The following is an 18,359-nucleotide window of genomic DNA, read 5'->3' as shown; positions in this document are numbered from 1 at the left end:
TTTTTACTTCAACTCTCTCTCAAGGAAATCAGCAAGCGAGCGATACAGATGAGTTCTGACTTTATTGCCTCGCATTGAGTGTTTAGAGCCGGGATAATCTATCATCTGAAAAAGCTTACCTTCATCCTGAAGTGCCTTGTAAACCTTAGTGCTATTCTCAAACAGTACATTGTCATCAGCCATACCATGATACATCAATAGACCCGACTGATACCCTTTGACATAAGGGAATACACTGCTGGCTTCATAGCCCTTAGCATTTTTTTCTGGGTGACTCAGGTATCGCTCAGTGTAGTGAGTATCATAGAGCGCCCAATCTGTAACTGGTGCACCCGATATAGCAGCCTTAAAGTAATCAGGTGCTTTAAATAGCCCCATTAAAGCCATGTATCCGCCATAACTGTGGCCATACAAAGCAATATTATCACCATCCACAAATGGCAAACTCCGCAGGTAGTCGACACCTGATTTCTGATCATTAACTTCCGCTTCACCTAGCTGCTTATAGATAACATGCTCAAACTGAGTACCACGATGCGCAGATCCCCGGTTATCTAATTGAAAGACAATAAAACCTTGCTGCAATAGATATTGAGTAAAGTAATCATGCTCACTCCAGCTATTAACGACTAGTTGAGCATGGGGCCCACCGTAAACTCGCACAACTACAGGGTATTTTTTGTCCGCACTAAAATTGGTGGGTTTAAATAAGCGGTACTGCAGAGCTTGTCCATCTTCAGCGCTAATATGGCCAAACTCAGGCATCTGCCACTGACCAAAAAAAGGATACAAGGGATGCTGTTTATCAACTTTATTTTGCTCAACCCAAGCTAAGTGCTCTCCAGTCGCATTATGGAGACTGATCTGAGGAGGTTGAGACAGGCTATTAAAGTAGTCTAAATAGATCGCCTCTTTGTCTGCAAACACCGTCGAGTGCATCCCACTGCGTTGACTGATTCTTTCAATATCACCACCTGTTAAAGGCACACGATATAGGTGTTTTTCCGTCACTATGGTTTTGCGGCCAGTAAAATAAACCCAACCCGCTTGCTCATCGACTAATTCAACCGCATCAACAGTCCAATCACCAGATGTTAACTGTTTGACTTGACCATCTAGGCCAATCAAATAAAGGTGATTAAACCCATCACGCTCTGAGGCCCAAATAAAGCTTTCTTGCTGCTTTAAAAAGCGGAGATCATTGTGCAAGTTAATCCATGCATCACTTCTCTCCTCAACAAGATTAGTAGACACTTTAGTGTTATCTACTGATACCAGCCTAAGATCCAGAGTTTGCTGATCGCGACTCTGCCACTGATAGGAGAGGCGTTGACTGTCAGGTAACCATTTAACACGTGGTAGGTAGATATCTTGCTCTTCACCTAAGTCGACCCAACTCACCTTCCCATCTTTTAACGTCACAATACCTAAAGTAACGGCGACATTATTTTTACCTGCATAAGGGTATCGTTGCTCAGTAAGCTTAATGCCATCAGCATAGATCTCGTTACGGGTAACTAGCTCAACAGCTGACTCATCGATACGGGTATAAGCGATAGCACTCTCGTCAGGTGCCCACCAATACCCTGTCATGCGCCCCATCTCTTCCTGGGCAACAAATTCTGCCATCGCATTCTTGATAGCGCCGCCGCCATCATTAGTCATCGCAGTCACTTTATTGGTCGATAACTCTAGAACATAAAGGTTTTGCTCTCGCACAAATGAAACAAATTGCCCTTTAGGTGACAAACGAGCATCAGTAACAAAGCCCTCACCTGTCGGCAGCAGGTTCACCTTTCCATCAGTGAGAGAATAATAGTAGAGCACACCAGAGGCAGGAATGAGCAGCGCCTTGCTATCTTTAGCCCAAAAGTACTCCATGATCCCTTGACCATAGATGCGTTGGCGCTCACGTCTTGCTTTCTCTTCATCAGAAAGCTCACCTATCGTGAGCTTGTCAGCATTAAGCAAGATACTCTGCTTACCTGTGGCAACATCCATCTGCCAAAGGTCATAAAAATGTTGGTTATCCTTACGCCCAGCAAGGTAAGTGACACGTTTACCATCAGGAGATAATTTAAGTCCCCTAGGGCTTTTGCCAGCAAGGGCTGGTGAATCATAAAGGCGCTCGATAGCCAGAGGGGTCATTCCCCCCTCCTGCGGGTTTTCAATAGAGCTAGAATTTAAATTAACACTCGAACTCGAGGTTAAATTTGAGCAAGCAGAATTTGATAAGATCATAGGCGCTGTGAGAAGAAGAGCTCTCATCCATTTTGTTGTCATTATTATTTCCTGGATTTGAAATTAACTGCACATCAAAGCTGACCACTTTTATCTATCTCTTCAGCTCAATGAAACATCTAAGAAATAGTTGAGAAACAGATCGTGCGATGATGAAATAAATATCGATAACATTGTGCACTAAACTTACAGAAAACAAAAATTGCGATCGAAGATATAATTTGACTCCTTGCTACGCTGAAAAAAAGTTCAATCTCAGGTATGATCGCGCCAAATAAAAAATTACCCACTTTACCTGACCTCAAACTCGAGTTTAGCTCGAAATTGTCATAGGAAAAAACATGCAGACCTTGGCCCAAAACCTGACCTCTCAAGGGGTTGATGCTTCTTTAACTCAGCTAATTCATACCTTAGCTAACACATCTAAAGAGATTAGCCACGCTGTACGCCATGGCGCACTAGCGGGTGTACTAGGTGCAACTGAGCAAGAAAATGTTCAAGGGGAAACCCAAAAGAAGCTTGATGTTATTACTAATGACATGCTTAAAGATGCGCTAGACAAAGATAGTACTGTACGCGGCCTAGCCTCTGAAGAGGAAGATTTCATCGTCGAAGTGGGCGCAGAAGGTGACTACCTAGTCTGTTTCGATCCACTTGATGGCTCATCTAATATCGATATTAACTCACTAGTTGGCACTATCTTCTCAGTACTGCCAGCCCCTAAAGGCGAGCTAAGCGAACAAAGCTTCCTGCAAGCGGGACGTAAACAAGTTGCTGCTGGATACGTACTTTACGGTCCATCAACTATGTTAGCGCTAACCACTGGTAAAGGTGTGCAGTTATTTACGTTAAACCCAGAAACCAATGAGTACCTACTCACCACTGAAGCGATGTCGATCAGCAAAGATACCGGTGAGTTCGCCATAAACATGTCTAATCAACGTTTCTGGGAAGCGCCGATGCAGACCTATATTGCCGATCTACTTCTAGGTCAAATCGGCCCACGAGAAAAGTCTTTCAACATGCGCTGGATCGCGGCCATGGTGGGTGATGTACATCGTGTGCTTTCACGTGGCGGTATCTTTACCTACCCAACAGACAACAAGAATCCTGAAAAGCCATACAAGCTTAGACTGATGTATGAAGCTAACCCTATGTCGTTCCTAGTTGAACAGGCAGGTGGTAAAGCCTCTACAGGTTATGAATCTATCATGGATATCGACCCAAGTGAGATCCACCAGCGAGTAGCGGTGATTTTAGGTTCAGCCAATGAAGTAGATGCTTGCCTTGAGTACCACACTCAAGATTACAGCGAAGAGCCACAGGTATAGGTTCGAGGTTCGAGGTTCGAGGTTCGAGGTTCGAGGTTCGAGGTTCGAGGTTCGAGGTTCGAACAGAATAGAATAGATAAGAGTCGCATTTAGCGGCTCTTTTTTTGTGCCTCTTTTATTACTATCTTTGAGGAGACTCGAGACAAAAAAATACCGCTATCCACTTAACTAAAAGTAGTGATAACGGTATTTTCGGAGATGAAGCTGACTGTGGGGATGAAAGCAGTCAGCTATTTCCTATAACTCTTTATCAGCGCTACTTCTAGCGCTACTTCTTAGAGTATTTAGCAGCCTCTTCACCAGCTAGTCTACCGAAGGTGATGATATCAGAGATCGCGTTACCACCTAGGCGGTTAGCACCATGGACACCACCAGTAACTTCACCAGCACCGTATAGGCCAGGAATAACTTGCTGTTTGGCATTCATGATCTCAGCTTTAGAGTCAATTTTAACACCGCCCATTGTGTGGTGAACACCTGGAGTCACTTCAATTGCATAGTAGTTTCCTTCGTTCAGAGCACGAGGTAGGTTAGGACGCTCAAAGTCAGTATCTTTACCGCTAGTCACTAAGCTGTTGTAGCGTGCAACTGTCTCAGTCAGTGCTTTACCATCTATATTTTCAAGCTTACCAAGTTTAACCAGAGAGTCTGCAGAAGGTACTACGCCTAGACCGATGTACTTATCGATTTTCTTCAGTGACTTACGTACTGAATCATCAAAAATCAAGTAAGCCGTTTTACCTGTTTGCTCAAGGATTGCAGCCGCCGCTTTATCACGGGTCGTGATTTCATTAACGAATCGCTTACCTTCACGGTTAACCAAAATCGCACCATTACCACGTACCGCTTCAGTCACCATCACACCACCTTTAACAGAAAGCGTTGGGTGAGCCTGAATATATTGCAGATCTTGCATTGCTGCGCCTGCGTTACCCGCTACATCAATACCATCACCTGTAGCACCAGGTTGGTTAGTCGATACGAAGCCTTTTAGTTTTGGATCTAGCTTAGATACACGTTCGTTATTCTTAGCAAAACCACCAGTAGCTAGAATGACTGAATCAGCCTTAATCCAGTAGTAACCTTTGTACATACCTTTAACTAGCAGGCCTTTCACCTTACCAGAGTCATCTTTAAGGATCTCAATACCACGGGTATTCATACGCATATCGATATCACGCTTAACAGCGTTATCATAAAGCACCTGAATCACATGAGCACCAACACCAGCACCACCTGTTGGACGGTGAGAACGGTTAGCAGAAGCACCACCCATACGACCGATATCTTTAAGATCCGCGCCCATATCTGTCATCCAATCAACAGACCCCTTAGAGTGAGAAACTAAAACATCAACCAATTCAGGGTTGTTAAGATCGCGGCCACCTTTCATGGTGTCCTTTCTCATTGACTCGACGCTATCTTCAATACCTTTGGCTTTTTGCTGATCAGTCCACGCGGCATTCATACCACCAGCAGCTAGCTTGGCATTCCCACCGATAACAGGCTCTTTCTCAATAAGAATAACGGATGCACCTTTATCGTGCGCTGCAACAGAAGCTGAGAAGCCTGCTCCACCAGAACCGACAACAACCACATTCACAGTATCATGAGGCGCCGCTGCTAATGCCGCTTCACGGTCAGACTTATCTTTTGCAAGCTCTGCAATAGTTGGCTCATTACGCTCCCATTTGGCAGCATATGGCATATCGAAATCGAAGCTATGGCACGAGTCACAATAAACCATAGATTTTTCGTGAGCGCTGTGACAAGAAGTACAAGCTATTTCACCAGGGAAGTGGGAGTCATGAGCATTGTAATGTTCATGTTTAGTCTCTAATGCGACCTCTTCCATAGTGCCGTGACAAGAAACACACTGCTCGTTTTCATGGCTAAGGTTATCATTTGATAACTCACCATCTGCAGTATGGCAGCTTTCACACTCCTGGTTTTCAGAATGAAAATCAGCTAGGTTATCGGCAGCTAGTGTATTAGCAGCAAAACCAGTTGTACCTAATAATGCAGCTATACAAATTGCACTTTTCAACTTTTTCATCACGTCTCCTCACTATTAAACCTAGCACTCTTCGTTGCCCTGCTTAACAGCTCATCTCTATAGTTCCTGAAACTGATAACTATCAGCTTACAGATATTGTTAACTCACTAATTCGAGTTAATCTTCCGCCCAAATGTCCCCCTTCTCAAGCGCATTAAAAGAGTTATAAACAGAAAGCTCGGCCGCTTCACAGCTCATCGTCATAGCCATGCATAGATGCATAAATACATAGGCTGTTATGCAAATTTGCATAGTGGATATATAGCCAGATCACAAAGTGACATTTCAACCCAATGAGAGTTAATCAACTCTGTGTACAATGGCGATAAGATTGAAACTGTTCTGTTAAAATCATTTTGGAACTCTTCGCCCTATGTGCTCACATGCTAAGCTCAAATTATGAAATATTTTGGGATAACAGCCTTTTTACGTTTCACACTCAGCCTAACGCTATTAGCAGCGCTGGCACTTTGTGTACTGTTTAGCCCACAGTCTCAGGCTAAACATCATGACGACTACATCATATTTGGCGTTCACTCTAAAACTCCGCCATTAGAGTGGCGTAATAACGGAGTGGATCAGGGCTTTCACTTAGAACTTATGAGACGCATTGGCCAACTAACCGATAATCAAATTGTCGTTAGGCGCAAAACCTTTCAACAGCTATTAACTGATGTACATGATGAAACGAGTCCAATCGATGTAATTGCTGTAGTCAGCCCTGTCACCATAGATAGACAGCTAAGCCAGTCTGATCCTATCTATGCGACCCATGCGAAAGCTTACACCTTACAAGGCAAAGCCTTTGTCCATGGCTGGCACGACCTTGCAGGTAAACGAGTCGCGATAAAAAAGGGCGCATTTGTTGATGTGTATATCTCAGGCCAAACTCAAGAGTTTGAGCGTGTTGATGTAGACCTCTATGAAACGGGATTTCAACGCCTTATCGCCGGAGAGGTCGATGTGGTGATAGCTGAAAACTTTGTAGCGAGACGATTACTCCCCCATTACCCCTCAATCAGAAGCTCAAGCGACCCTTTGATCTATGGTGCCTTTAATTTTGTCAGCAACCATAAAAATGCACCACTGATGGGTGAAATAAATGATGCACTAAGACAGCTAAAATTATCGGGCGAGTATGACAGGCTAGTCAATAAGTGGTTCGGTACAGGTCGAGAAAAGGTCGATCTGTCCAACACACAACAAAGAATGTTTTGGCTCGCCATTATCGTGAGTATCATCTCAGCATTAGGTATGCTTTTTACGGGATTTATCAGTCTAAGTTTAAAAAAGCGTACCTTAGCGCTCAATCTCGAATTGGCCCAAAGAAAAAGGGCTGAACATCAAATATCTAATCTATCGAAACAGTTCCAATCGGTACTCGACGGTATTCCTCATGGGGTAACCTTGCTAAACCGGGAGTGTGAAAGGCTTTGGAGTAATGACAATAACAACGAACTCCTAACCAGTAGTGATTTTCACTTTCTGCATGGCGACTCATTTACCTTGAGCACATATTTAACCCAAGTACTGGATAGCCAAAACTCACTCATTGCAGATATGGTATATCGCTCCCAATATTGGCAACTTCAGATCCACTCAATTGGTGACGACCAAGCAGTTATCTTGCTGGAAGAAGCCACAGAGCAACACAAGTTAAGACAAGCGAATGATGAGGCCAGTCGCCTCGCTTCTCTAGGGGAGCTTTCAGCTGGCATTGCCCACGAAATTAATAACCCAACAGGGATTATCATTCATTCAATCGCCTTTTTTAATGATGCATTAAAAGACTTACAGCTCGCTGCAGATACATACCAAAAACAGAACCCTTTTTGGCTCGTAGCAGGTTTAGAGCCGCAGCATGCACTGACAGAGCTTAACCAGAGCAGTATCACTATCGAAGAGGGTGCGAATAGAATTAGCCGCATCGTTAATGACCTTAAACGCTACGCTCTGCCTAATATTACCGATGAGCATCAAATAATTGACCTCAATGAGGTCGTGAGGGTATCAGTTAGGTTAACGGCTAATCAGACCAAAGTATTTAAGCTCAATATCCAGTTAGCCGATCCGTCCCCTTGTATTCTTGGCGATGCTCAACAGCTTCATCAAGTGCTGATTAATCTCATACAAAACGCCTGCCACGCTTGCAACCCTAACGGTATCGATGATGAAGATAGAAACGTCATTTCAATTGAAACAGGTATCACTGATAGCGCTGTGTTTATCATAGTGAGTGATACTGGAGCGGGTATGGATAGCACGACCTTACAACGTATCACTGAGCCTTTTTTTACCACTAGACGTTCATGTGGTGGCAGTGGTTTAGGTTTATCTGTGTGCAGTCGGATCATTAAAGAACATCAAGCTGAAATGCAGTTCACCTCAAGGCTTGGTTATGGCACCAGTATTAAAATACTCTTTACCTCTGCTGCAGAATTAAAGTCAGCCCAACATTTGGAGCAATACCAGTGAAGTTAGCAAGAAATATCCTCTTAGTTGACGATGAACCTTCATGGCTTAGAAGCTTAGCGATCACATTAAACCGTCTTGTGCCTGAAGCACATATAGATACCTGCGTTGACAGTAGGCAGGTTGAGAATAGACTTGCGCTCAGTGACTATGCATTGGTATTACTCGATCTCACCATGCCATTTCACTCTGGTGAAACCATTTTGGAGATGATTCGCACTCACTTCCCTAAAACCCGAGTCATCATAGTAACAGGTGTGAACGAAGTCGATACTGCGGTGCGTTGTATCAAAAATGGTGCTTATGATTATTTTATCAAGACTGATAATGTCGACGATCTCGCCAGAACAGTAAGAAGAGCACTCGAGGTAGTTGGGCTTGAAAGGAACTACTTAAGAATTAAAGAGAGCTTTCTAAGTCGCACCTTGAGTCAACCAGAGGTCTTTAACAATATTCTGACCTGTGAGCCGGTACTGCTGGATCAATTTCGCTACTTAGAAGCAGTAGCACATAGTCCAGAGCCTATTCTTATTTACGGTGAGAGCGGCACAGGTAAGGATGAGTTTGCTAAATCATGCCATCAGCTAACGAGCCAAGATGCCCCTTTCATCAATATTAACCTTTCAGGCATTAATACTAGCGCATTTGAATTACAACTTTTTGGACAAATTACGATCTTTGATGACGGCCAAGTTAGCGCGCAAGCTGGAGCACTTCACCAAGTTCAGTCAGGCTTGCTCTATCTCAATGAGATAGGCGACCTTCCGCTAGAAGCACAAGCTAAGCTGGTCGATGTCATCGAGCATAAACAGTATTACCCAGTAGGAAGCGACCGTCCCTATCCAGTTAACTGTAAAATAGTGACCTCAACTCAACACGATCTGCTGGCACTAAACCAAAATGGTAAGTTTCGCAGTGATCTTCTATACAGGCTTCGCTCTCACAAGATAAAACTGCCGCCACTACGTGAGCGAAAACTCGATCTATCTATGTTGATCAACCATTTTATACAGATGGCATCAAAAGAGATGGGGTTAGAAGCACCTCAGCAACCAATGAACCTCGCACACCAATTGGCCGAATACCAATTCCCAGGTAACCTGCACGAGCTTAAAGGTATGGTATTTGATGGAGTCAGCCGAAGCGATGGCGTGCAGCTCAATATCACTCCCTTTATGGAGGCTATCAATGAGCATAAGCATGAAGTAAGCCAGCAAACGGATACACTGCACTTTCCAAAAAACTTGCCGACACTCGCCCAAATGAGCCAAGCACTCATTGATGAGGCTATGAGTCGTACCGCTAACAATCAAACTGTGGCAGCGCAGATGTTGGGTATCAGTCAAAGTGCACTGAGCCGAAGAATTACAAAAGACAAATAACCAGAGCTGCAGTCATAGCAGATTCTGCTAATGCTTAAATACTTAAACCCTTAAACCCCTTAACCCCTTAACCCCTTAAACCTATCAACTCATCGTAAGTGAGTGAGCCCAATTTCAAGCTCACTCACTGATAGCAATACCAGAGCTAAATGAAGCGCAACAGTTACAGGACTCGGTTAAAATTTTTTCAAGATCAAAAAAATTATCAACACCTTAATCCTTTACAATAAAAACAAGAATAAAGCTCCCTTTTCAATTGGTTAACGTAAAAACCTTTATACTCACCAATAGTGACGGCGCTAAACAGTATTAACCTATCAAGCATAATATTGTTACACTAACAAGTGTGCTCAGTTAACAACTGGTAACAACTACAATGATAAAGCTTGTAATATCAGCTTGCTTATATTGCTTACTTTCACTGTATCCTTTTACAGCGCAAAGTGATGACTTCACAAAATTAGAGTATCTGACTGAATCATACCCCCCATACAACTACCTAGAAGACGGTGAACTCAAAGGCATTGCAGTAGACTTGCTCTATGAAGTACTTATAGAGTTGAATGAAGCTCCTCAAGATATCAAAATTGGCCTATTTCCGTGGCCAAGAGCCTATCAAATGCTAGTTAAAGGCTCGAATCAGGTATTGCTTTCGACCACAAGAACCCAAGAACGTGAAGCCCTTTTTCAATGGGCTGGACCAATCACTCATACTAATATCGTGTTACTCGGCCTAGCTAATAACCAGATAGAGATCCAGTCCCCTCAACAGTTACCAAACTACACCATAGGCACAATAAAGGATGATATTGGAGAACAGCTGCTGCTCTCTCTTGGTACCCCTAAAAGCAGTATTAGACGTGCTCATCGCGCCGACTCCTTAGCTAAAATGCTCTATAAAGGGCGGATTAAACTCTGGGCGTATGAGGAGAGAGTCGCTCATTGGTATCTCAATAAAGCAGAATTAGATCTAAAGCTGTTCACCTCAGTATTCACCCTAAAGCAAAGCGAGCTGTTCTTTGCGTTTAGTAAAGACATAGACCCTGAACTCGTCTCTCGCTTTCAAGAGGCGCTAGATAAGCTTAAGCGCCCTTCCCCTGAGGAAGGCGACAGTCGCTACCAAAAAATACTCGCTAAGTATCAGTGAATAAAGTTATTAGATGACACCAATAAAAAAGCCCATAAACCTTCTAATTAGGTCAATGGGCTTCTCTAATGAGATGTATCAGCTTAACGATACCAACAATTGCGATTAAGCTTGTTTAGCGGCTTGAGCAGTCACTTGCTCTGTGCTCTCATGTATCTGCTCAGTCGCATCAACTATTGTCAATACTGCCGCATCACCCACAACATTACATGAAGTCAGTACCATATCAATTAAGCGATCCAAGGCTGCAACAATAGCAAAAGCTTCAACCGGTAGACCCATCTGGTGAATAAGCACACCAATCATTACCATACCACCACCTGGTACACCACCGGCGCCAACAGACAGTAAGAAGATGCTAAATAGCAGTGCAGGTAGTTGCTCCATCGCTATAGGTGCACCAAACGCATTGGCCACAAAGAAGATAGCGATAGTGATATAGATAGATACACCACCCATATTCATCGTCGCACCTAGCGGTACGCCAAAACCTGCAACAGAGCGCTTAACGCCTATTTTTTCAGTCAGGGTGCGCATAGTCACTGGAATGGTTGCATTTGAACTCGCTGTCGATAGCGAGAAGAGGATCTGCTCACGGGTCTTAGCACGGAACTCACTGGCTGATACCGACGTGAAAGCACCTACAGCCATCGGATAAACAACAAATATCCACAGTAGTAACAGGCCTAAGATAACAACGAGGTACTCGACAACACTCAAGAAGATGCCCGCTTCCAATGTTGCACCAAGCTTAAGCATCAAGGCGAATACACCGATAGGTGCCAGCTGCATCACAACAGTGATGAGCTTCATCATTAGCTTATTGCCTTCCTGAAAGCCCTGTACCAGCAGAGGAGCCGCATTACCTAAAGACTTAAGTACGCCACCAACAAGTAGCGCCATAAAGATCACTTGCAGCATATTACCTGAGCTAAACGCTGCAACTGGGTTACTTGGCACTATGTTTACAATCAATTGAACAAGGTTAGGTAACTCTGTTGCTGTGATTGTTGCGCCAGTACCACCTGACATATCGACGCCCAACCCAGGCTGAAGCAATAACGCTACGGCTAAAGCAGCAAAGATTGCCACTACAGTATTGATGATATAGAAACTGAATGTCTTACCGCCTAAGCGACCAAAGCTTTTAAGATCTTTAAGCTCGAGTACACCACAAACAATACTGACAAATACCAAAGGCACAACCAGCATCATGATCATGCTAACGAACATGGTACCCACACCGGAGGCTATTTCGACCACAGTGCCAGAGAAGAAACTTACGTCCCCAAGTAGGTATTGAATGATGGAACCGAATATTAATCCGGAAAACAGACCAATAAAGATCCGTGATGAAAGTGATTTAGTCATATGCCTGCCTTCGATTCAGCATCTCATTTATGTATGCTTTCTTCATTTTGCATCTGTATCGATGCTTATATTTGGGGGTTCTACCCCGCTTGTGGACAGTGATAGTGAATCATGCTGAACACAATTTCAACCACAATTGAGGCGAGCAACAAAGTTACAAAAAAGCAACTAAATCGACAATGACTATGTTTACTTACACATAAAGGAAAACAAGGAGTATGAGGAGATTTTAAATTTTACATAACCACCAACTAGTTAACACAAAACAAAATACCACAGCACACAAACCAGTGAATAACACCACCAAATAGGGATGGCAGAGAGGAAATCACCACCATAAAAACACAAAACAGATAGAGAAACTATACATATGCATAACTAAGGATGTTCATGATGAATATCGCTCAAAATAAAAGCCGTCAAAGTTACTACAGTGACGGCTAATATTAAGCGATTATATTTGCGCTTCATGATTCAATATAAGGAAAAGTTTAAGTATTTAAGCTAAACCTAACTCCACATCTCGAATAATGAAATTACCACTATAGACAGAGTCTGATTGACCTATAGGCTCTAGTTCAAAGTAAGCTCTATGCTCCTCAGGTAAACCTTCATAGCCGCAGATAACTTGGTAGAGCCAGCTTTCACTATCCCAAGACAATGCCTGCTCATTAAGATAAGTCAGCGCCGACTGGCTGCGACCCGAATCAATGACACTACAGAAATATTGATCGACAGCTAGCTTTAATGGGTTATCCGGGATATCAAAATCTTCAGTCTCGGCCAGGGACACAGACACATCATGACCCAAAGTCTGCTTCTCAGAAGGTAAGCGAGTGATAGCTTTCAATCGAGAGACAATATCAAGCAGCTCTGGCTCATAACCTGTGTTACTGACATCGACTGCTGCTGGCGCTAATATCGCCTCGGCTCGATTAAACAGGGTTGGTAACTGTTTGTGACTGACGTGATCATCCGGACGATAATCAGGGTGAAGATCGGTATAGAGTAACCAACCTTTAAGTAAACGTGTACGGCCACGAATTTGACGGAAACGGCCAAGTAGCTCAAGTAAACGTCCCTGCACCACACTGAGCTCCTGAGTGCAGTCACTCAAGGTCTCCTGCAGCGTGGTAACCAGTAATCTTCGTAACTCACGAATATCGCCCGCAATCTCACCGAGCTCACTAAACTGGAACATCTCTAGGCCGTTAAGCAACTCTGAAACTTGGCTCTGAGCCAGCTCATTTTCACGAATCTTGGCATTGATAGTTCCAACATAACCAAATTCGTTATTAATACGGCTCCACAGCACGCGTATAGAGTATCTAAGCCCCTCAGCAAAGCTATACACATGCTCGCTAAGATCGGCAAGGTAAGCTTCTGAGGCACTGTAATCGACGTTCTGACGAGCCTCTTTATAGTGATCCGCTAAAGTCTTAATACTGGCCAGTGAAGAGCCTACATTGGAGTCAATCTGACGGTTACGCTCATCACTAAGCGCTTCTTCCAGTAAAGCACGTACCGAACGCTTGAGACGCAGCTCTTGATCCGCTTCGGGTCGCCATAGGATCTCACTTTTTCGCAGCTTCTCAATATCAGCGGCATTGTCACCGTCTTCTCGCACTGAGCCCGACAGGTATACATCCATGACCAGATCGGCATGACGGCCCAACTGCCTTAACAACTTGGCACCCGCCTGATGTAAATTATTGCTCATACTAAAACAGCTCCCTCTGAGTCATGGCTTTAACCTTTATCTCTATGCTCAAGCCTGCTGTTCCATTGATAATGTGAGCACAGTAATCGCCTTGTTTCACACCCAAGAGTGCTTGATTGCTCTCCACCATTAAACCAGATCCCTTTGGGTCGCGGTTTCAGCTTGAGCTTCCAGGCTCAAACCTTCTGTTTCATCGATAAAACGAATCACCTCATAGAGATAATCTAGCTTACCTGTAGCGATAAAGATCTGTTTCTCAGCATTTGGGCGAGCAAGGTAACCCAGTTCTACTAAACGTTTAAACACCAGCTTGATTTGAGCGTCCACATTACTACTGGTCGATCCAAATAGGCGATAGTGGCTGATCTTAGCTAGCTGCTCTCTAAATGCTGGCGTATCTTCGATACGCGTCATCAACTCACTCAAACGCACTGCAGCGCCTTCTGATAAAGGCGCATCTTGTCCACTCGCCTCTTGGACTAATACCAACCACTCAACTAATGGCACTAAGGCATTACAGATATCTTTAAACTGAGAGGAGATAACTTTACGCTCGCTATCCCCAAGCTGCTGATAGCCACAGAAGAAAACTTCACCTTCACCAGCCGATCCTATAGTGCGGTTGATTTGATTGAGATACGCTTCCACTCGTTCGCGAGTGCTAGCACTTTTAAGCGCACGCCACCCCTCTTCATCTGTGGTGCGGCAGATAAACTCGCCTTTAAGTAACCGCTCAATTAATGCGCCAGTGCCAACAATGGCAGTCTCTGTCATATCAGTCATTACACAGCTTCCTTAACATTAGCATTTCGCTGGCTTAGCTTATCGGCAATAGGGTTAACTTGAGGTTTCACCACTTGGAGTTTCTTAGTTTGCTTATTGATGATGTAGCGATTAGCAAACAGGTTCAATACTTCCGACTCTGGGTTAGGGAATGCACCCAGCACTGAGATATTGTTGTTTTCACAAGCATCGAAAATTTTCTTTACGTTACCGTGATGTAAGGTACCAAGTTCATCGATAGGCCAATGAATGGTCACCTCTGCACGGCCTCGAAGCAGACGTGTGAAGGCCAGCAAGAACTTACATAAAATAAGGTAAGCCATACCATGGCTCGAAGATTCATTGAGCTGACGGTCGGTACGAATAACAAGATCGCTATTGCCCTCTTTCAGTCTCAACTCAATCTCAAGCAGCTTAGATATCCCGCCAGACAGCGCACTGCGGCCAATAATATCGAGTGCACGGCGCATGCTATTGGTGTAATGCTCATTGGGAAGCTCACTAAAACCATCTGCCTTCCACTGCTTGAAAGCCTTCACAAAGACCTCCAGTTCAGGCCAAAACTCTAGCTCGCTGATCCGTGATCGTATCTTAACCGCTGACTCAGATACGCCATCAAGGAATAGCTCCTCACCCACTTCACGGGTAATACGTGCACTTTGGCTGGCAATACGTCTATCGATATCAGCAAGCACATCGTAATAAGCAGTGAGATCAACACCAAAGATACGACCCTGCTCACGAAGCGCTGTAATAGATTGTGGCACCATCACATTGAGTAACTGTTCTAGCTGAGGAACCAGTTTACGATAATCGATTAGGCGAATGCCTTTATCATTAAGGAAGCTCGACTCCTCTCGGGCACGCTCCCAGGTCTCTGACAGGCTAGAACCTGATTTACTGGCGATAACAGAGTCGAAATGCTCTACATACTGTTTCACTGAGCTAAGTAAGCTATCTCGTTTAAGCAGTAACTCTTCACCTTGACGCAAACGCTCAGTTAAGCCGCCTTGCGGCTCATCGGTATTGGCTGGTAACTTGAGTTCACTGAGTTTGCGCATGACACTACGCAGCTTAGTTAAGTTCTCTGATGCCTCAACCTGAACAGCATCAGACTGTTTGCGATCATTATCAAGTACCTGACGACGAGCCTTAACATCTGCAGCCTTAGACTTTAATTGCTGCTCTAATTCAGAGGTTGCATGTTTGACTGTGCTTAAATCTGTTTGCAGCTTTGGCTTACGTTTAAGCCAAGTATGCTGATACCAATCATCATACCTAAGAACTTCACTGCGGCGTTGCTCCGCCTTGCTGATACTTGTCTCTAAGCTTCGGATCTCTTGCTTAAGCTTAACAATCTTATCTTCATCTACGCCGCGATCTTTAAGCTCATTCTTGTACCATAACTCACAAGCCTTTTGCTCACTCTTGGCATGATCACGCCTTTGCTGAATATTGCTTTTAACTTGGCTAAGTTGACTGTCTAGCGCACCAACCACCTCCTGCCAGTACGCCTTCTTCTCCATACGATCTTCAAGGGCCTGCTCTTTTTGATCTTCCAGCCACGCTTGATGCTGATGCGTTAACTGCTTAAGCTCATCATCGAAACGGGCAAGCTGTTTTTGAGCACCGGACTTACGCTCATTGAGTGATTTGTTGATCTTCTCCTGCTCGCTACGTTTTTCATCAAATAGGCGACGTAGATCATCACGGCTATTTTTGTAGGCTGTGCGAGCAAAAGTAAGATCACGATTTAATTGGTCGAGTTCACTATTAATCGCTACAAGCTGATCTTCAGCTTCAGCCTGGATCTCTTTTGCGGTATCTAAACTCTCTTCAGACTTTGCATGCCTGCCACGCAACTCCTGCTCCGAAGCGGCATATTCTGGGGTATCAATGGCCTTAAGATCCAACGCGATACCATAGAGAGACTCTAAGTTATCCGCCAACTTTGCAGGATGTAGATCGCTACGGTGTAGTAGTTCAGGAGCAATCACTTTTCCTAAAGTATTCTCCCAATCACCTGCCTCTTTTCGTAGAAACTCGAGTAAAGTGTGCGACTGAGGAAATAGCATATGCTGTAGATCGTCGAGCTCAGTTTGGCGCTCAGTGACACGGATCCCAGCCACTCTTAGGCTCTCATTAGCCTGATCTCGCTTGGCCCTAAGCTTACGCTCTTCGGCTGTAAACCTATCGACTTTGGCGCTACAGACCTCCTGCTCTTCGTTAGCGAGTGTAATGCGTTCATCGAAAATCGCTAATGCCAGCTTCTCTTCATCGTTATAAGTCACGCTGTCGACACGGACTTTTAACTCAGCAGCGGAGAGCTTTAACTGATACTCCTGCTCACTAAACTTGGCTTTGCCCGCCTCCATCTGCTCACGCCATTGACCATCTAACGCTTCTAACTCGCCTCTCGCTTTATCTGATTGCTTATCTCTTGCTTCGCGTTGCTGGTCTTGCTCTTTATGCAAGTTCTCCAGCTCGCGGTTCAAACCTTCACCTATCTTGCTACGACGAGCATTGTAAGCCGCTTCAATATCTTGATGCTTTTCGGTCTGTAATTTATGACGCTCACTCAAATTCTCTAAACTGCCACGCCAATTTGGCAGCTGCTCAAGATCTTGTTTTGCCTGTTCAATATCAGCATCTAAGAAAGCGCCGTGCTGATCTTCTATGGCATCGAGCTCATATTCACACTTAGCCACGTCACCTTTCGCCGCAGAAAGATCTAAGTTGAGTTCATCTCTGAGCTCTTTCCACTCTTCATCGAGTTTTCTCAGTTCAGCATTGAGGGCTTTAGACTGATCTTGATGGTGGTCTTGGCGCTCAACCTCTATGGTTTCATCTTTGCTATAGCCACGCTTGAGACTTGCAAGACGTTGCTCTGCACTGAGTAGTTGGTTAAATTCCTGCTCAAGCTTTTCAAATTCGGGACGGATCTGCTCAAAGCCCTGGATCAACTGGCTGTCACGGATCCAAGTTTCTACGCGTTGAGGATTAAGACGAGAGGATGGCGGGTTGACACCATCCTCTTCAAGAATGGCAGCGATCATAGATTTGATCGTCTCCATCTTACCCTCTTTAGAGTGAACCGCTTTAGCCAACTTCTCGATATGGCGCAAAGAGTGCTCAGCCTCACATAGGGCAAATTGACGCGCATAGGTTCTTAGCTCAGTACGGTTACTCCCTGTACTTTGCAATGCGCGATCATTTTGGATAATGGCACGAAACTCACGAGTATTAAGCAAGTTAGTAATCGCCACGCCAGCACGTTTCATCTCACGGCCAAGTTCTGCCATGGTATGACATAATACGTTATCGCCATCTCGACTCTTGACGTAATCTTCAAGCTCAAAGCCTTTAGCAATAAAGCGGTAGTTAACCCCTTTGCCATCGCCTGCCGACGCCAATACCGCCTGGTTTAGTTGACCGTCAGCACGCTTATATTCGTAGATTATAAAACTTGAATCATGAGGCAAGTACCAGCGTTCAAAACTATCACGTGTCGATGGGACGACACGGCTGGGGTATTCACCATAAAAGACTGGTACCAAACGCTGTAGCGTGGTCTTTCCTGAGGCATTAGTACCACAAATGTTAGTATGACCATCAAGGGCGAGTTCAACTACGCCAGGGAGGTGCGTATTAATCAGCACGATTCGATTCAAGCTTGGCATCTTTTTCCTTATCAAAACATTGCCGTTTACCTACGGCAACAGATCACCACAAGCCCTGTTTACATAAGTAATAAACAGGCTTATCAAGTTTCAATTTTGAGAGTCTAAAATAAAGCAATCTGGCCTGCTTGGCAATCAAGGTTCCATCAGTAAACAGGCAGGATTTATTCGTGTGA

Annotated in this window: 11 protein-coding genes; 4 read left to right on the top strand and 7 right to left on the bottom strand. The window is 44.4% G+C overall.

What is annotated here, in order from left to right; translation table 11 throughout:
• Positions 1-3 precede the first annotated feature (3 nt).
• On the bottom strand, positions 4-2,148 hold the full coding sequence (locus BM736_RS23265; RefSeq protein WP_372828713.1) for a DPP IV N-terminal domain-containing protein: 2,145 nt from the start codon (positions 2,146-2,148) through the stop codon (positions 4-6).
• Positions 2,149-2,582: 434 nt separating this feature from the next.
• Here BM736_RS23265 and BM736_RS23260 point away from each other — a divergent pair, with 434 nt between their 5' ends.
• A complete protein-coding gene (locus BM736_RS23260; protein WP_076416670.1) occupies positions 2,583-3,572 on the top strand; it encodes a class 1 fructose-bisphosphatase in 990 nt (329 codons plus the stop codon).
• 268 nt (positions 3,573-3,840) lie between these two features.
• On the opposite strand, the gene BM736_RS23255 is transcribed toward BM736_RS23260, so the two are convergent.
• Positions 3,841-5,628 (bottom strand): flavocytochrome c, encoded by a 1,788-nt coding sequence (locus BM736_RS23255; RefSeq protein ID WP_076416669.1) that lies wholly within the window; start codon positions 5,626-5,628, stop codon positions 3,841-3,843.
• 399 nt (positions 5,629-6,027) lie between these two features.
• On the opposite strand from BM736_RS23255, the gene BM736_RS23250 reads away from it, so the two are divergent.
• From BM736_RS23250 to BM736_RS23240, 3 genes are all read left to right on the top strand, one after another.
• Positions 6,028-8,103, top strand: a complete 2,076-nt coding sequence (locus BM736_RS23250; protein WP_083700514.1) for an ATP-binding protein — start codon at positions 6,028-6,030, stop codon at positions 8,101-8,103.
• A complete protein-coding gene (locus BM736_RS23245) occupies positions 8,100-9,482 on the top strand; it encodes a sigma-54 dependent transcriptional regulator (RefSeq protein ID WP_076416668.1) in 1,383 nt (460 codons plus the stop codon). Before BM736_RS23250 ends, BM736_RS23245 begins: the two co-directional genes overlap by 4 nt.
• A 376-nt stretch (positions 9,483-9,858) precedes the next feature.
• The gene (locus BM736_RS23240) at positions 9,859-10,629 is read left to right on the top strand and encodes an ABC transporter substrate-binding protein (RefSeq protein ID WP_083700511.1); all 771 of its coding nucleotides are present in this window, start codon (positions 9,859-9,861) and stop codon (positions 10,627-10,629) included.
• Positions 10,630-10,734: 105 nt separating this feature from the next.
• Here BM736_RS23240 and BM736_RS23235 read toward each other — a convergent pair whose 3' ends face one another.
• The 5 genes from BM736_RS23235 to BM736_RS23220 all read right to left on the bottom strand — a co-directional run bounded on the left by BM736_RS23235 (position 10,735) and on the right by BM736_RS23220 (position 18,183).
• Complete coding sequence (locus BM736_RS23235; protein WP_076416667.1) at positions 10,735-12,000, bottom strand: dicarboxylate/amino acid:cation symporter; 1,266 nt, start codon at positions 11,998-12,000, stop codon at positions 10,735-10,737.
• Between the two features lie 499 nt (positions 12,001-12,499).
• Positions 12,500-13,720 carry a phosphoenolpyruvate carboxylase gene (locus BM736_RS23230; RefSeq protein ID WP_076416666.1) on the bottom strand — a complete coding sequence of 407 codons (1,221 nt, stop codon included), beginning with the start codon at positions 13,718-13,720 and terminating at the stop codon, positions 12,500-12,502.
• Position 13,721: 1 nt separating this feature from the next.
• Positions 13,722-13,850, bottom strand: a complete 129-nt coding sequence (locus tag BM736_RS25490; protein WP_256717999.1) for a hypothetical protein — start codon at positions 13,848-13,850, stop codon at positions 13,722-13,724.
• Positions 13,850-14,503: a hypothetical protein gene (locus BM736_RS23225; protein ID WP_076416665.1), complete on the bottom strand. Its 654-nt coding sequence runs from the start codon at positions 14,501-14,503 to the stop codon at positions 13,850-13,852. The genes BM736_RS25490 and BM736_RS23225 overlap by 1 nt, the downstream gene beginning before the upstream one ends.
• Positions 14,503-18,183, bottom strand: coding sequence for an ATP-binding protein (locus BM736_RS23220; protein ID WP_076416664.1), 3,681 nt, complete (start codon positions 18,181-18,183; stop codon positions 14,503-14,505). The genes BM736_RS23225 and BM736_RS23220 overlap by 1 nt, the downstream gene beginning before the upstream one ends.
• Positions 18,184-18,359: the final 176 nt, after the last annotated feature.

Source organism: Shewanella sp. UCD-KL12, assembly GCF_001957125.1.
GTDB lineage: Bacteria > Pseudomonadota > Gammaproteobacteria > Enterobacterales > Shewanellaceae > Shewanella.
Note: the sequence above shows the minus strand (reverse complement) of the source record. Positions and strands in the feature narration are given on the sequence as shown.

Bases quoted from the DNA above. Each gene is read 5' to 3' on its own strand.
- BM736_RS23220 (WP_076416664.1), bottom strand. From the start codon at position 18,183: ATGCCAAGCTTGAATCGAATCGTGCTGATTAATACGCACCTCCCTGGC.
- BM736_RS23225 (WP_076416665.1), bottom strand. From the start codon at position 14,503: ATGACTGATATGACAGAGACTGCCATTGTTGGCACTGGCGCATTAATT.
- BM736_RS23265 (WP_372828713.1), bottom strand. From the start codon at position 2,148: ATGACCCCTCTGGCTATCGAGCGCCTTTATGATTCACCAGCCCTTGCT.
- BM736_RS23240 (WP_083700511.1), top strand. From the start codon at position 9,859: ATGATAAAGCTTGTAATATCAGCTTGCTTATATTGCTTACTTTCACTG.
- BM736_RS23260 (WP_076416670.1), top strand. From the start codon at position 2,583: ATGCAGACCTTGGCCCAAAACCTGACCTCTCAAGGGGTTGATGCTTCT.
- BM736_RS23255 (WP_076416669.1), bottom strand. From the start codon at position 5,628: ATGAAAAAGTTGAAAAGTGCAATTTGTATAGCTGCATTATTAGGTACA.
- BM736_RS23230 (WP_076416666.1), bottom strand. From the start codon at position 13,720: ATGAGCAATAATTTACATCAGGCGGGTGCCAAGTTGTTAAGGCAGTTG.
- BM736_RS23235 (WP_076416667.1), bottom strand. From the start codon at position 12,000: ATGACTAAATCACTTTCATCACGGATCTTTATTGGTCTGTTTTCCGGA.
- BM736_RS25490 (WP_256717999.1), bottom strand. From the start codon at position 13,850: ATGGTGGAGAGCAATCAAGCACTCTTGGGTGTGAAACAAGGCGATTAC.
- BM736_RS23250 (WP_083700514.1), top strand. From the start codon at position 6,028: ATGAAATATTTTGGGATAACAGCCTTTTTACGTTTCACACTCAGCCTA.